We start from the raw sequence: 15,007 nt of genomic DNA, 5'->3' as shown, positions 1-15,007 counted from the left end.
GAGTGGTGCTACTCGCCGAGCGGGGCACGGTGGCCGGTGGTGCGCACCAGCACGTCGACGGCGGTGGCCCCGCCGCCCTGCGCCCCGACGATCAGGGGGTTGACCTCGAACTCGGCCAGCCTGTCACCCCCGGCCACCGCGGCCTGCGACAGGCGCACCACCGCGTCGACGGCGGCGGCGACGTCGGCCGGCGGCGCACCCCGGAAACCGGCGAGCAGCGGCCAGGCGCGCAGGCCGCGCAGCATCGACCAGGCGTGCTCCGGGGTCACCGGCGCCAGGCCCGAGGCGATGTCGCGGTAGAGCTCGGTGGTGATCCCGCCGAGACCGACGGTGACCACCGGGGGGAAGCCGTCGCGGCCGGCGGTCGCGGCGAGGATCAGCTCGGTGCCGGGCGGGATGAGCTCCTGCACCTGCACGCCCTCGACGTCCGGGACATGGTGCCGGCGGGCGGCCTCGACCAGCTCGGTGAAGACGGCGGCGGCCTCCTCGACGGCCACGCCGACGCGCACGCCGCCGACCTCGCTCTTGTGCGCCAGGTCGCCGGCGGCCAGCTTGAGCACGCCGGGGCCGGGCAGCGCGGCGACCGCCTCGCGGGCCGCCTCCGGCGTCGTCACCAGCGTGGCGGCGGGCTGCGGGATGCCGATGGCGCGCAGCAGCTCGGGCCCGTCGACGACGTCGGCGTCCAGCAGCTCGCGGACCCGGGCGACGGGCACCTCGGGGGCGGGCGGCAGGGCCGGCGCCGCCCCGCGGTGCGCCGGCGGCGCCATGCGCGCCGCGGCGCGGACCACCCCGCCGACCGAGCCGAAGACCGGGATACCCGCGTCGCGGAGCACGCGCCGCCCCTCGGTGGTCAGCTCCTGACCGGCGATCCATCCGACGAGCAGCGGCACCGGCAGCTTCGCGGCGGTGAGCACCAGGTCCTCGGCCAGCCGGGCCCCGGCGTCGCCGACCACCATCGTCACGAAGACGGCGATCGCGTCCACCGACGGGTCGTCGGCCACGATCCGGCAGACGTCGCCGAACGCGTGCGCCCCCCGGTTGAACAGCTGGGCGGTGACGTCGACCGGGTTGGCCAGCGCGCCGAACGCGGGGATCAGCGGGCGCAGCCGGTCCTGGGTGTCGGCGGAGAGCTCGGGCATCTCCAGGCCGAGGTCCTCGCACTGGTCGGCCGCGAGGCTGCCGGCCCCGCCGGAGGTGGTGACGACGGCGACCCGCCGCCCCTCCGAGCGCTTGCCGGTGGAGAGCAGCGCGGCCACCGAGAGCAGCTCGTCGATGTCGTGGACGAGCACCACACCGTGCTCCTCGGAGGTGAGCACGAAGGCGACGTCGTCTCCCAGCATGGACCCGGTGTGGCTGGCCACCGCCCGGCGCCCGGCGCTGGAGCGGCCCGACCGGAGCACCACCAGGTGCCGGCCCGTCTCGCGCGCCCGGCGGGCGAGCGCGGCGTAGGCCTGCCCGTCGTCGGTGGCCTCCACGTAGAGCATGAGCACCCGGATCGCCGGGTCCTCCAGCAGCTCCCGCGAGACCTCCAGCAGGTCCAGGTCGGCCTGGTTGCCGGTGCTCGCCCAGAACGACAGGCCCAGCCCCATGTCGGTGGCCAGGTCGAGCACCGAGCCGCCGACCGCCCCGCTCTGCCCGACGTAGGCGACGCCGCTGTCGGAGGTCAGCGGCCGGTCGGCCGCCGCGGTGAAGGTGGCGACCACGCCGGTGGGCGCGTAGAGGAAGCCCTGGCAGTTGGGGCCCAGCACGCGCACGCCGGTCTCCCGCGCCACCTCGGCCAGCCGCTGCTGCAGCGCCACCCCCTCCGGCCCCACCTCGGCGAAGCCGGAGGCGTAGACGACGGCGGCCGACGCGCCGACCGCGGCCGCCTGCCGGATCGCGTCCTCCACCCGGTCGGCGGCGACCAGCACGAGCACCAGGTCCACCGGCCCGGGGACGTCGGCCAGCGTGGCGTAGCACTTCTGCCCGACCAGCTCCTCGTAGTTCGGGTTCACCGGGTACAGCGCACCCGTGTACCCGTGCTCGACCAGGTAGCGCAGCGGCCGGGACATGAGGTTCTCGGTGCGCCCGGAGATGCCCAGCAGTGCGATCCCGCGCGGCCGCAGCAGGGCACCGAACCCACCGGGGCGGGCGTCTGTCGGCGATCCGGTCAACGGGATCCGCCTTTCGGGCGGGCGACGGGGTGGGCAGGACCAGCTAAGTTGACACCGACGTCAGTGTCAACAGCGCCCCGGGCGTTGCGGGAGGGAGGCCCCTGGTGCAGCACCCCGGCTCCGCCGGGCCGGACGCGATCCCGGCCGCCCCCGCCGCGACCCTGCCGGCGCCGGCCACCGAGCGCGGCCGCGCCATGCGCGTCCGGCTGCTCGCCGCCGCCCGCCAGGTCTTCGAGCGGGACGGCTTCCTCGACGCCCGCGTCACCGACATCTCCGCCGCGGCCGGCGTCGCGCACGGCAGCTTCTACACCTACTTCCGGTCCAAGACCGACGTGTTCCGGGCCCTGGTCGCCGCCACCATGGACGACCTCTACGCCTCCCTCGGCAGCGGGGCGGAGGCCGGCAGCGGCGCGGCCGACGGCGGCATCCGCGACCGCCCCGCGGACCCCGTCGCCGCCATCGAGCGGGCCAACCGCCGGTTCGTCGCGATGTACCGGGAGAACACCGCGCTCATGGCGCTGTTCGAGCAGGTCACCACCTTCGACCCCGAGGTGCGCGCGGTGCGGCAGGCGGCCCGCGAGCGGATGGTCGGCCGGGTCCGGCACAGCATCGAGCGCTACCAGGCCGACGGCCTCGTCACCGCCGACCTGGACGCGGAGTACAGCGCCCACGCCCTCGTCGCCATGGTCAACGGCCTGGTGCACTACTGGCTGGTGCTCGGGGGGGACTTCGAGGAGGAGCGCCTGGTGGAGACGCTCACCCGGCTGTGGGCGCAGTCCCTGGGGCTGGCCACGACCCGCTGAGCGACCGGGTCATCTGGCGGCGGGTCGAACTCCCCGCATCCCGGTCGGCCCCGGGTCACGTCGAGCCGCTCCATCCACCGTTGAGCCGCGTGCGGACGCGGCTCGACGTCGCGCGAAGCGGCTCGACCCGCGGGGCGGGGGCTCCCCACCTCCCGTTGAGCGCTCGGGTCAGCCGGTGATGCGGGTGGCCAGGGTGCCGATGCCCTCGATGGTCACCGCGATGTCGTCCCCCCGCTGCAGCGACCCGACCCCGGCCGGCGTGCCGGTCAGCACCACGTCGCCGGGCAGCAGCGTCATCGCCTGGCTCACCCACGAGACGCACTCGGCGACGTCGCGCAGCATGTCCGCGGTCGTGCCGTCCTGGCGGACCTCGCCGTTGACGGTGGACCGCAACGCCAGCGCGGAGGGGTCGACGTCGGTCTCCACCCACGGCCCCAGCGGGCAGGCACCGTCGAAGCCCTTGCCACGGGTCCACTGCCCCTCGCGCTTCTGGACGTCGCGCATCGTGAGGTCGTTGGCCACCGTGTAGCCGAACACGACGGCGGCGACCTCCCCGGCCGTGACCGCTTTGCAGCGCCGGCCGATGACGACGGCGAGCTCGCCCTCGTAGTGCAGGTCGGAGGTGAGCGCCGGGTACTCGACCTCGGCGTCCGGGCCGACGACCGAGGTCGACGGCTTGAGAAAGACGATCGGCACCTCGGGGACCTCGTTGCCGAGCTCCTTCGCGTGCTCGGCGTAGTTCCGCCCGAACGCGACGACCTTGCTCGGCTCCACCGGCGCGAGCAGCCGCACCTCCGCCAGCCGCAGCTGCTCGCCGGTCCGGCGCACCCCGTCGTAGGGCAGCCCCTCGAGGGCGTGCAGCACGGCGTCGTCGCCGTCGCCCTCGACGACGGCGTAGGAGGCTGCGCCGCCGGGAGCGGTCTCGTAGCGGGCGATGCGCATCAGATGGCCTTGACCAGGCCGCCGTCGACGAGCAGGTTCTGCCCGGTCAGGTAGGTGTTCGCGCCGGAGACGAGGAACGCCGCCACCCGGCCGAACTCCTCCGCCTCCCCGTAGCGGCCCAGCGGGATGGTTTTCTCCGACTGCGCCCGCACCTCCTCGATCGAGAGGCCGGTCTTCTCCGCCCGGGCGGCGTCCAGCGAGGCGACCCGGTCGGTGGCGATGCGCCCCGGACCGACGGTGTTGACCAGCACGCCCTCACCCGCGAATTCGATGGCCAACGACTTGGCCAGCCCCACGACGGCGACCCGGTAGGTGTTGGACAGCAGCAGGTTCTCGATCGGCTGCTTGATCGACGACGACGTGACGACGGCGATGCGGCCCCAGCTCTGCTCGCGCATGTGCGGCAGCACGCCGCGGATCAGCCGCACCGTGCTCATGAGGTTCAGGTCGTGCGCCTGGTACCACTTCGCGTCGTCGACCGCGTCGAACCCGCCCGGCGGGGGGCCGCCGGCGTTGGCGACCAGCACGTCCACGCCCCCGAGGCGGTCCCGCGTCTCGGCCAGCAGCCGCTCGACGTCGGCAGGGTCCGCGACGTCGGCCGGGCAGTGCTCGACCTGCGCCCCGGTCGCCTCGGCGATCTCGGCCGCGGTGCGCGCCAGCTGCTCCTCGCCCCGGCTGGAGATCATCACCCGAGCACCCTCGGCGGCCAGCTGGGTGGCGGTCGCCCGCCCCAGCCCCTTGCTCGCCGCGGTCACGAGCGCGGTACGACCGGTCAGCTGCAGGTCCATCGGTTCACTCCACGGGGTTCGAGAGGTCGCGGAAGCCCGCGATCGAGACGCCGGCGGTGTCGCCGGGCCGGATGTGCACGGCGCCGGGGGTGCCGGTCGAGATGACGTCGCCGGGCAGGAGGGTCATGACGCGCGAGTGGAAGGCGACCAGCCACCACGGCCGGAACGTCATGTTGGAGACGACGTTGCGGCGGTGCACCTGCCCGTTGTGGATCGTGGCGACCTCGAGCGCATCGACGTCGGCGACCTCGTCCACGGTGACCAGCTCCGGGCCGAAGCTGAAGAAGGTGTCGAAGCTCTTCGACCGGGTCAGGTACCGCGGGTTCTTCTCGAGGATGTCCTCGGCGGTCATGTCGACGATCGTGGTGAACCCGGCGACGACGCCCGGCGCGTCGGCCTCGTCGACGTCCTTGCACTCGCGGCCGATGACGACGCCGAGCTCCCCCTCGGCCGTGGTCCGCTGCGACTGCGGCGGGATCCGGATCACGTCGCCGGGCCCGATGATCGCGGTGTCCGGCTTCATGAACGACGCCGGCTCCGTCGACGGGGCCTTCTCGGACAGGTCCGCAGCGTGCTCGACGTAGTTCAGCCCGATCCCCCAGATCTTGCGGGGCCTCCGGTAGAGCGGCGCGTACGCCAGCTGCTCCTGCGGGATCGCCAGGTCGTCGAGCAGCCCCGCCGGGGCGCCGCCCACCCACTCGCGCAGCGGCTCCACCTGGCCCTGCTCCAGCAGCTCCTGCACCGTGCCCGGCCAGGTGGTGCCCAGGGCCTCGTTCACGGCCGTGAGGAGCACGGCGCCGGAGGGCCGGACCAGCGCCGCCGGTTCGGCGCCGTCGATCCGCAGGGAGGTGAGTCGCACAGGGGTGTCCCGTCTCTCGGGTGGCCGCCGGTCAGAGACCGACGGCCGCGATCAGGTCGTCGAGCTCGGCGAGGGTCACGTCGTCGACCGGCGGTGCCGGGAAGCGGGCGTGCGGCGAGCTGATCGCGCCGCGCCGGGCGAACACCTGCTTGCGGATGGTGACCCCGCCGACGCCCAGCTGGGCCTCGTAGCGGATCAGCGGCAGGTACCGGAAGAAGTACTGCTGGGCCTCCGCACGATCGCCGGCCACGAACTTCTCGTAGGTGCCCACGAGGACCTGCGGAAAGCCGAAACCGGTCATGATCCCGTCGGCCCCGCGCAGCAGCTCCTCGTACAGGTACACCCCGCCGAGGCCGCCGAAGATGCCCACCGGCGAGGTGACCGCCTTCCGCACCGCGGTGATCTTCGGCAGCGTCGGCGTCTCCTCGAGCTTGAGGTACCGGCACCCCTCGATCTCGTCGAGCAGCCGCACCAGGAAGGGGGCCGGCATGGTGACGCCGGTGTTCACCGGCTCGTCCTGCACGACCACCGGCACCGAGACCGCCTCGGCCACCCGGCGGAAGTGCTCGAACACCAGGTCGAGGTTCTTCGTGCCGTCCGGGGGTGCGAGCATGACCGCCGCGGCACCGGCGTCCTCGGCCCGCCGCGCGTAGTCCAGCGCCATGTGCGTCGCGCGGGCCGACACCCCGGCGACGACCGGCACCCGGCCGGCGGTCGCCCCGACGTAGCGGCGGAGCACCCGCTCCCGCTCCTCGTCGAGGAGCTTGGCGGCCTCGCCCATGATCCCGAGGATGGTCAGGCCGTGGGCCCCGGCGCCGAGGTAGTCCTCGACCAGGGTGTCGATGCTCCCCTCGTCGACCGCACCGTCGTCGGTGAACGGGGTGAGGGTGATGGGCAGGACCCCCTGCAGGGAGGTCATCGCCGGGCACCCCGCGCGGACGCGCCCTGCGACGGGCTGGAACACTCGGTGATCGACATCACAAGGTCACCGTAACGGTTCCTCGGGCGATGCTCAGGGCGGGTCCCACCGGGTGGACCCAGATCGGAGGATCCATGTCCGCGGCTCGCTTCGCCGTCGTCGGCGGCGGCATCATCGGGACGGCGGTGGCCCGGCGGCTGCTCCAGCTGCGCCCGGAGGCGCAGGTCACCGTCCTGGAGAAGGAGGACCGCCTCGCGGCCCACCAGACCGGGCGCAACAGCGGCGTCGTGCACGCCGGCCTCTACTACGAACCCGGGTCCCTCAAGGCGGTCCTCTGCCGCCGCGGCGTGGCGCTGCTCAAGGAGTTCTGCGCCGAGCACGACCTGGGCTACGACGAGATCGGCAAGGTGCTCGTCGCCCTCGACGACGCCGAGCAGCACCGGCTCGGCGCGATCGCCGAACGGGCCCGCGCCAACGGGGTCCCCGGCATCCGCATCATCGGCCGGGACGAGCTGGCCGAGCTCGAGCCGAACGTCACCGGCGTCGGCGCCCTGCACTCCCCCAGCACCGCGATCGTCGACTACGCGGGCATCACCCGGCAGCTGGCCGCCGACGCCACCGCCCGGGGAGCGACGATCCGCACCGGCTTCGCCGTCACCGACCTGCGGCACACCACGGGCGGCCCCGGCGAGGAGGTCGTCGTCCGCGGGAGCACGGGCGAGGAGCTCGTCGTCGACCAGGTCGTCCTCTGCGCCGGGCTGCAGGTCGACCGGCTGGCACAGCTGGCCGGCGACGGGGCGGCCCCGCGCATCGTCCCCTTCCGCGGGGAGTACTTCGCCCTCGTCCCCGGCAAGCGGGAGCTGGTCAACGGCCTCGTGTACCCGGTGCCCGACCCGCGGTACCCCTTCCTCGGGGTGCACCTGACCCCGCGGTTCGACGGCGAGGTCCTGGTCGGTCCCAACGCCGTCCTGGCGCTGGCGCGGGAGGGCTACCGCCGTCGCGACGTCAACCTGCGGGAGCTGGCCGAGACCGCTCGCTACGCCGGGTTCCGCCGGTTCGCCCGGCAGCACTGGCGCACCGGGGTCGCGGAGATGTACGGCTCGCTGAGCAAGCGGGCCTTCACCCGCGCCGCCCAGCGCTACGTGCCCGCGCTGACGGCCGCCGACCTGGTGCCCGCCGACGCGGGGATCCGCGCCCAGGCCCTCGAGCCCGACGGCAGCCTGGTCGACGACTTCCGCATCACCCGCACCGGCGCGGTCGTCGCCGTGCGCAACGCGCCCTCCCCGGCCGCCACGTCGTCCCTGGCCATCGCCGAGCACATCGTCGACGACCTGCTCGACCGCCGCTCCGACTCGTGAGCGCGGCGCGGTGGGCCTGACCGCCGTGCGCGGGTGGCGGGGCCGCGGCCCGGCGAGCTCGACCGCGGCCGCGGTCGCCGCGGTGACCGTGACGACGGTCGGGGTGCTGCCGATCTACATGGTCGGCGTGCTGTGGGTGCAGATCCGCGAGGAGCTGGAGTTCGGCCCCTCCCTCCTCGGCGTCCTGGTGGCCTGCTTCTTCCTCGTCTCCGCGGTCTCGGCGCTCACCGCCGGCGTCGTGGTGCGCCGCTTCGGCACCTCGCCGGTGGTCCGGCTCTCCGCCCTCGTGGGCGGCCTGTCGATGCTCGCCGTCGCCCTGGCCGCGCAGCACACCGCCGTCCTGGTCGGCGCGCTGGTCCTGGCGGGCTGGGGCAACGGCATCGGCCAGCCGGCGAGCAACGACCTGATCGCCCGGGCGGTGACCCCGGGCCGGCACGGGCTGGCCTACGGCACCAAGCAGGCGGCGATCCCGCTGGCGACCATGCTCGCCGGGGTCGCCGTCCCGCTCGTCGCCATCCCGCTGGGCTGGCGCACCGCCTTCGTGATCGGCAGCGTGCTGGCCGTGCTGGTGCTGCTCGGCGTCCCCGGGGGCGCGCGGCTGCCGGCCCGGGACGCCGCCCAGACCTCGGAGGCGGCCGGCCCGTTCCACCGGGCGGCGCTCGTCGTGCTCGCCGTCGGGCTCATGCTGGGCGCGGCCACGGGCAACGCGCTCGGGTCCTTCTTCGTCGCCACCGCCGTCGACTCCGGCATCGCCCCGGCGACCGCGGGGGTGCTCGCCGCGGTGGCCAGCGGCGCCGGCGCGGCGGCGCGGGTGGCGTTCGGCTGGCTGGCCGACCGGGTGCGCACGCGCTGGCTGCTGGTCGTCGCCGCGCAGATGTCGATCGGTGGCCTCGCCTACGCCCTGCTGGGCACCGGCGTCGAGGTCCTGGTGGCCGCGGGCGCGGTGATCGGCTACTGCACCGGCTGGGCCTGGGCGGGGCTCTCCACCTACTCGGTGGCCCGCATGCACCCGGGCATGGCCGCCCGCGCCACCTCCATCACCCAGGGCGGGATGGGCGCCGGGGCGGCGCTCGGGCCACTCGCCTTCGGCGTCGTCGTCTCCTCCACCTCCTACGCGGTCGCCTGGTATGCCACCGCGGCCGTCTCGGTGGTGGCGGGCGCGGTGGTCGTCCAGGGCCGGCGCATGCTCGTGCACGACCGGCCGCAGCTCGTGGCGGCCCAGCGGCTGCGCCGTCAGGCCCGCCACGGCTGAGCCGGTTCAGCCCGGCGGGTCGGTGGGCAGCCGCCCCAGGACGTCGAGGGCCTCGGCCAGCGACCCCGGCACCTCGCCGGGCTCGTGGCCGGCCGCCGCCAGGCCGCGAGCGGTCAGCTCGTGCCGGGCCAGCAGCCCGCCGGAGAGCAGCGGCGGCACCCCGGTCCCGGCGACGGTGTCCCGGGCCATCCGCACCTCCACCTGGCGCCGCCCGGCGTGCCCGACGTGGGTGGTGACCAGCATCGTGGCGAAGTCCCGGGTCGGGTAGCGGTCCAGCGTCTCCTCCACCATGGCGATCAGCGGCTCGACGACGCCCAGCTCCCGCGCGGCCAGCAGCGCCTCCACCCAGAGCCCCTCCATGCCCTTGACGACGACGCTGCGCAGCATCTTCAGCGCCGCGGCGGCCCCCACCTCGCTGCCGACGACGCCGGCCTTCAGCCCCACCCCGCGCAGCAGCTCCGCCGCCTGCTCCGCCTGCGGGCCGGCGAGCGAGATCGGGATCGCCGCGCCGTCCAGCCGGATCCCGCCGCCGGTCATCACGCCGTCGACCACCCGGTCGCCGCCGAGGGCCTCGGCGACGGCGCGCTTGTCGCCCGGCGCGGTGGAGTTCAGGTCGACGTAGAGCAGGTCGGGGCGCGTGCCGACGGCGCACTCCACCGCCGCCGCCACCGCCGTCGCCGGCGTGACCAGCGACAGCACGACGTCCCGGTCGGCGAAGTCGGCGAGGTCTCCTGCCGCGCGGGCACCGGTCGCCTCGATCGCCGCGCGCGCCGCCGGCCCACGGGCGGGGTCCAGCAGGACCCGGTCGTGCACCAGCAGGTCGGCGCCCGCGGCGGCGACCGCCGCGCCGATGACCCGGCCCGCCTCGCCGAACCCGATCAGCCCCCAGCGGGGGCTCACCGCGCGGCCCGCTCGCCGGCCGGGGACTCGGTCAGCGCCGCGGTCACCCAGGAGCGGTCCAGGGTCCCCGCGGCGATCTGCCGGAACGTCTCCTCCTCGGCGGCCAGCCGCTCCTGCCCGGCCCCGACCACCTCCGCGGCCCGCTCGTGCGGCACGACCACCACGCCGTCACCGTCACCGACGACCAGGTCGCCGCAGCGCACCACCGCGCCACCGGCCTGCACCGGGCCGCGGAGCTCCCCCGGGCCGTCCTTGTACGGCCCGAGGTGGTTGATCCCCCGCGCGAACACCGGCACCGGGCCCTCTGCCAGCCCCTCGCGATCGCGGACGGCGCCGTCCACCACCAGCGCCGCCAGACCGCGCGCGGCGGCGTAGCGCGCCATGATCTCGCCCAGCACCGCCCGGTCCAGGGCACCGCCGCCGTCGACGACGAGCACGTCGCCCGGCTCGGCGAGGTCCAGGGCGCGGTGGACCACGAGGTTGTCGCCCGGGCGCGTGCGCACGGTGAACGCCGGCCCGGCGACGCGCGGCCAGGCGGCGCCCGGCACCCAGTGCAGACCCGTCGCGCCCTGGGCGCGCTCCATGCTGTCGGACAGGATGCTGGTGGGCAGCGCCCGGGCCCGGGCCAGCAGCGCGGGATCGGGCCGGGGACCCGGCGGGTGCAGCCGGCAGGTGCTCATCGGGGTGCTCCTCTCGTGGTGCGCGGGGCGCCGGAGCGGGTCCGGGCCGGGCGCGCCGGTCAGGTCGGGGAGTGCAGGTCGGGCACGGCCGCCGGCCGCCACGGGTGCCGCAGCGACGTCACCGGCAGGCCCCGGGACCGGCGGACGGTGCGGCGGGCCGAGCGGACCGTCAGCGCCGCCGCCAGGCTCAGCACCGCCGCGGTGGACCACGCGGCGCGGTAGGAGAAGGCCTGCGCCACGACGCCGAACAGCAGCGGCCCGCTCGCCGCGCCGAGGGACAGACCGGTCTGCACGAAGCCGGTCACCGAGGCCGCCGCCGTCCGGTTGTCGCGGATCACCGCGAAGTGGAACAACCCGGTCCAGGCCCAGCCGAGCAGGTAGGCGCCGAAGGACCCGGCGACGAACAGCGGCGTGGCGCCGGTGGCCAGCAGCAGGTAGGCGACCGAACCACCGGCCATCAGGTTGGCGATGAACAGGTAGCGGCTGCGGTCGGGGTACCGGTCGGCGAGCCACCCGAACCACACCCGGGCGCCCAGGCCGAACACCGAGCAGGCGGCGAACAGCAGGCCCGCGGCACCCGGGCGGAGGCCGGCGGCGACGGCGGAGTCGACGAGGAACACCCCGGTGGAGGTCGCCGCCGCCGAGCCGAGGAACCCGCCGACGGTGAGCACGACCAGCCCCCGGCGGGGGATGCCCTTGTCCGGTCCGCGGTCCACGGCCGTGGGGGCTCGGGACCGGGCGTCCCGGCCGGTGCCGACCGCCCACAGCAGCAGCCCGAGCGCCAGGCCGATCGCGGCGAGCACCGCCCAGCGCCAGCCCAGCACCAGCGCGATCCCCGGCACGGCCAGCCCGCCGAGCAGCGTCGCCGCCGGGATCGAGGACTGCTTGATCCCGAACGCCAGCCCCAGCCGGGCCTCGGTGACCAGCTCGGAGATGCCGAGGTTGGCCGAGGGCTGGGCGACGGCGTTGCCGAGGCCGCCGATCGCCAGCCCGACCATCAGCCAGGCCGCCGACTGGGCGAGCGCGATCACGCTGAGCGAGGCGATGGACAGCAGCGCCGCCAGCGCGGTGCCCCGGCGGGAGCCCAGCCGCTGCACCAGCCGGCCACCCGGCCGGGCCAGGGACCCCGAGACGGCGAAGAGGGTGGCGGCGGCCAGGCCGAAGACGCCGAGGCCCACCCCGAGGTCGGCGCGGATCTGCACCGCGAGGGCGCCGACGAGGAAGGCCGGCAGCACGCCGAGCACCGAGACCGAGACGCCCTGCACCACGGCGCGACCGGAGGCGACCGGGACGGCGGCGGGCGCCGCCGGCCCGGTGGGGGCGGCGTCGGTCCCCTCAGCCACGGGCGGCGGCCCCCAGGGGCCGGCCCAGCCGGTCGCCGACGGCGACCAGCGCCGCGTGCGTCTCCCGGTCCAGCGGCACGCCGTCCGCCCGGCGACGCGCGCGCTCGGCGGCGGCGCGCTGGCCCGGCGTCCGCACCGGCAGCTCGTCGTCGACGGGCAGCAGCGCCCGCAGCTGGGCCAGCATCCGCCGCATCTCGCCCTGCATGCGGACGGGGTCACCCAGCCGCGCCGGGTCGAGCACGACGACGAGGTGGCTGGTGCCCGGCGGCCGGGGCTCCGACCGGAAGGTGAGGTTCCCGACCTCCGGGCCGAGGGGGCCGCCGGCGAGCACCGCGGTGAGCACCTCCACCAGCAGGCCGAGGCCGTAGCCCTTGTGGCTGGAGCGCTCGCGGTCGCTGCCCAGCGGCAGCAGGGCGCCCTTGCCCGGGAAGACCGCCGCGGGGTCGGTCGTCGGCCGGCCCTCGGCGGTCAGCCCCCAGCCCAGGGGCACGGGCAGCCCCTGCCGCAGCGCGATCTCGAACTTGCCGCCGGCCACCGCGGAGGTGGCCATGTCGAAGACCATCGGGTCCTCGCCGTCCACCGGCACCCCGAGAGCCAGCGGGTTGGTGCCGAAGTACGGCCGCCCGGTGCCCGTGGGGGCGACGATGGGACCGGTGTTCGTGGCCACCAGCCCGAGCAGGCCCTGGGTCGCGACGTCGTGGACGTAGGAGCCGCTCGCCCCGTGGTGGCTGCTGCGGCGCACGTTGACCCAGCCGACGCCGTACCGCCGCGCCCGCGCCACCGCCTCGTCCAGCGCCAGCGCCGTGACCGGGTGGCCGAGCAGCCCCTGCCCGTCGACGAGGGCGACCGCCCCGCCGTCGGAGTGCACGACCGGCTCGCCGTCCGCGGCGATGGCCCCGGTGCCGATCATGGTCACGTAGGCGGGCAGCCGGGCGATGCCGTGCGAGTCGATGCCCGAGAGGTCGGCGTAGCCGAGCACGTGCGCCACCTCCCGGGCGTGCGCCGGGCGGACGCCGACGGACTCCAGGACCTCGACCGTCCAGGCCTCCAGCACCTCGGCCGGCACCCGGACGTCCGGCTCCGAGACCTCTCCCGCCGTCCCGCCCGCGCCGCCGGGTGCGGTCGCGTCGAACGCGGCGAGCACGGCATCGGCGACCTCGTCGGTGGAGGCCGGCGTCATCCCGGCCGGGGCGAGGTCGTAGGTCCAGGGGCCGTGCCGCAGCACGGCGTGCGTGGCCGCGCGCAACTGGTCGCCCAGCGCCCGGGTGGTGTCGAAGTGCCGGAGCAGCGCGACCAGGGCGAGGAAGCCGCCGAGCGGATCGACCTGGCGCAGGCCGGCCCTTCGCGGCGCCGAGCCGTGCGCCGGTTCGAACAACCCCTGGCAGCGTCCGTGCGCCGGCGGGCCGGGGTGGATCGACGCCGACCCGCACAGCGCCGGCGAGCCGGCCCGGCCGGCGGCGAGATCGCTGAGGATGTCGCCGAGCAGCCCCTCGGTGACGATCACCGCGGGCACCTCCGCGCCCGACCCCAGCTCGAAGGCGGCGCGGTCGACGTAGCGGTGCTCGACGGGGACGCCGCGGCGGCCGGTGACCTCTGCGGCGACCTGCCGCCAGAGCCGGCCGGTGGCGTAGAGGTTCGCCTTGTCCACCGACACCAGCCGGCCGCCACCCCGCTGCAGCAGCCGGTCGATGCCGAGCTCGACCACCTCGCTGATGCGCCCGGGGGTCAGCCGCAGCACGTCCGCGGCCTCGCCGCCGCCCTCGGAGTACGTGCGGTCGGCCGGCCCGGTGCCGTAGGAGCCGCCGATGAGGTTGCGGACGACGGTGAGCTCGCCGTCCTCACCGAGCGGGATGTCACGCACCGAGATGCGCAGGTCGTAGCGGGCCCTGAGGCGGTGCAGCGCGACCTCGGGTCGCGGGCAGACCTCGGGCGGGACGGCGGGGTCCTCCCCCACCGCGCCGAGCAGGATCGCGTCCGCGTCGTCGCAGGCGGCGAGCGTCTCGTCGGGCAGCACCTCGCCGGTGACGGCCGCGGCCGTCGCCCCGACCGGCCACGGCCCGGTGACCTCCACCAGGCCCCGCTCGGCCAGCCGGTGCAGCAGCCGGGTCGGCCCGTCGAGCACCTCCGCGCCGACGCCGTCCCCCGGCAGCAGCGCGATCCTGATCACCGCCGCACCAGCCGTCGCCCGACCGTGGTCAGGATGAGCTCGGCGTCGGCCTCCCCCACCGACCGCTCCAGGCCGGCCAGCCAGCCCGGCAGCGCCTGCTCCATCGTCGGGTGGTGCGCGTGCCCGAGGTCGCCGCCGAAGGCAAGCATGTCGTGGGGGTACACCTCGCCGAGCGTCGTCGAGGGCGGGCCGTCGGTGGTCAGGATGTCGGGCAGGATGCCGAGCTCCAGCACCACCCCGAGCCGGGCAAGCTCCGGCGCCGCGTCGTCGTCCCACTCGAGGAACGGCATCCGGGGGTGGTTGAACAGCATCCGGGTCACCCCCGCCGCCTTCGCCGCGCGGAACAGTGCCAGGGCCTGCGCGCAGGTGAGGTGGCCCGAGGCCAGCACGAGGTCGTGGGCGGCGACGACGTCGAGCACGTCCTGCCACGCGGGCAGCAGCGCACCGGCGTCGTCGACGACGTCGACCTGCCGGAACACCATGCCCCGGTGGACCGACCGGGCCGGGCTGGACGGCGAGGCGATGTGCGCCGGCGCCGACACCGTCGGCATCCACACCACCCGGCCGCCCAGCCGTGCCGCCACCTCGACCGCGTCCGGGTTGGCGCCCCCGACCGGTGAGTTGAGCACGATGCCGCCGTACACCTCGACGCCGGCCGCCTCCCCGCGCTGGGCGGCGAACACCGCCCGCTCGACGGTCGAGCCCTCGTGCGCCTTGAGCACCGCCAGGTCGACACCGACCGACCCGTGCGCGCCGACGACCTCGTGGTCGAAGCCGTGCCGCTCCACCAGGCTCGGCGCGCCGTGGACGTGCAGGTCGGCGACCCCGGAGATCACGACGCCA

13 protein-coding genes are annotated in these 15,007 nt (G+C 75.8%); 3 read left to right on the top strand and 10 right to left on the bottom strand.

Going from position 1 to position 15,007, the window contains the following annotated elements; all coding sequences use genetic code 11:
• Positions 1–8: 8 nt before the first annotated feature.
• Positions 9–2,153, bottom strand: coding sequence for an acetate--CoA ligase family protein (locus ACI794_RS11355; RefSeq protein ID WP_456616393.1), 2,145 nt, complete (start codon positions 2,151–2,153; stop codon positions 9–11).
• A 104-nt stretch (positions 2,154–2,257) separates the two neighbouring features.
• Here ACI794_RS11355 and ACI794_RS11350 point away from each other — a divergent pair, with 104 nt between their 5' ends.
• Positions 2,258–2,956 (top strand): TetR/AcrR family transcriptional regulator, encoded by a 699-nt coding sequence (locus tag ACI794_RS11350; protein ID WP_456616392.1) that lies wholly within the window; start codon positions 2,258–2,260, stop codon positions 2,954–2,956.
• Between the two features lie 168 nt (positions 2,957–3,124).
• On the opposite strand, the gene ACI794_RS11345 is transcribed toward ACI794_RS11350, so the two are convergent.
• Genes ACI794_RS11345 through ACI794_RS11330 form a run of 4 tightly spaced genes read right to left on the bottom strand, consistent with a single transcriptional unit; the run spans position 3,125 to position 6,464 of the window.
• A complete protein-coding gene (locus tag ACI794_RS11345) occupies positions 3,125–3,898 on the bottom strand; it encodes a fumarylacetoacetate hydrolase family protein (protein WP_456603582.1) in 774 nt (257 codons plus the stop codon).
• Positions 3,898–4,686 (bottom strand): SDR family oxidoreductase, encoded by a 789-nt coding sequence (locus ACI794_RS11340; RefSeq protein ID WP_456579907.1) that lies wholly within the window; start codon positions 4,684–4,686, stop codon positions 3,898–3,900. The genes ACI794_RS11345 and ACI794_RS11340 overlap by 1 nt, the downstream gene beginning before the upstream one ends.
• A gap of 4 nt (positions 4,687–4,690) precedes the next feature.
• Positions 4,691–5,545 (bottom strand): fumarylacetoacetate hydrolase family protein, encoded by an 855-nt coding sequence (locus ACI794_RS11335; RefSeq protein WP_456603580.1) that lies wholly within the window; start codon positions 5,543–5,545, stop codon positions 4,691–4,693.
• A gap of 31 nt (positions 5,546–5,576) precedes the next feature.
• A complete protein-coding gene (locus ACI794_RS11330) occupies positions 5,577–6,464 on the bottom strand; it encodes a dihydrodipicolinate synthase family protein (protein WP_456616391.1) in 888 nt (295 codons plus the stop codon).
• Positions 6,465–6,598: 134 nt separating this feature from the next.
• On the opposite strand from ACI794_RS11330, the gene lhgO reads away from it, so the two are divergent.
• Both lhgO and ACI794_RS11320 read left to right on the top strand, forming a co-directional pair.
• Entirely contained in the window at positions 6,599–7,822 is a 1,224-nt protein-coding gene (lhgO, locus tag ACI794_RS11325; protein ID WP_456616390.1) for an L-2-hydroxyglutarate oxidase, read from the top strand.
• 10 nt (positions 7,823–7,832) lie between these two features.
• Complete coding sequence (locus tag ACI794_RS11320) at positions 7,833–9,074, top strand: MFS transporter (RefSeq protein ID WP_456603577.1); 1,242 nt, start codon at positions 7,833–7,835, stop codon at positions 9,072–9,074.
• 6 nt (positions 9,075–9,080) lie between these two features.
• On the opposite strand, the gene ACI794_RS11315 is transcribed toward ACI794_RS11320, so the two are convergent.
• Genes ACI794_RS11315 through ACI794_RS11295 form a run of 5 tightly spaced genes read right to left on the bottom strand, consistent with a single transcriptional unit; the run spans position 9,081 to position 15,000 of the window.
• Positions 9,081–9,974 (bottom strand): DUF1932 domain-containing protein, encoded by an 894-nt coding sequence (locus ACI794_RS11315; protein WP_456603576.1) that lies wholly within the window; start codon positions 9,972–9,974, stop codon positions 9,081–9,083.
• Complete coding sequence (locus ACI794_RS11310; protein ID WP_456616389.1) at positions 9,971–10,654, bottom strand: RraA family protein; 684 nt, start codon at positions 10,652–10,654, stop codon at positions 9,971–9,973. The genes ACI794_RS11315 and ACI794_RS11310 overlap by 4 nt, the downstream gene beginning before the upstream one ends.
• A gap of 59 nt (positions 10,655–10,713) precedes the next feature.
• The gene (locus tag ACI794_RS11305; RefSeq protein ID WP_456603574.1) at positions 10,714–11,997 is read right to left on the bottom strand and encodes an MFS transporter; all 1,284 of its coding nucleotides are present in this window, start codon (positions 11,995–11,997) and stop codon (positions 10,714–10,716) included.
• Positions 11,990–14,164 carry an Ldh family oxidoreductase gene (locus tag ACI794_RS11300; RefSeq protein WP_456616388.1) on the bottom strand — a complete coding sequence of 725 codons (2,175 nt, stop codon included), beginning with the start codon at positions 14,162–14,164 and terminating at the stop codon, positions 11,990–11,992. Before ACI794_RS11300 ends, ACI794_RS11305 begins: the two co-directional genes overlap by 8 nt.
• A complete protein-coding gene (locus tag ACI794_RS11295) occupies positions 14,161–15,000 on the bottom strand; it encodes a DUF6282 family protein (protein WP_456579916.1) in 840 nt (279 codons plus the stop codon). Before ACI794_RS11295 ends, ACI794_RS11300 begins: the two co-directional genes overlap by 4 nt.
• Between the last annotated feature and the right edge of the window lie 7 nt (positions 15,001–15,007).

It is taken from the genome of Blastococcus sp. SYSU DS0541 (assembly GCF_054050875.1).
Note: the sequence above shows the minus strand (reverse complement) of the source record. Positions and strands in the feature narration are given on the sequence as shown.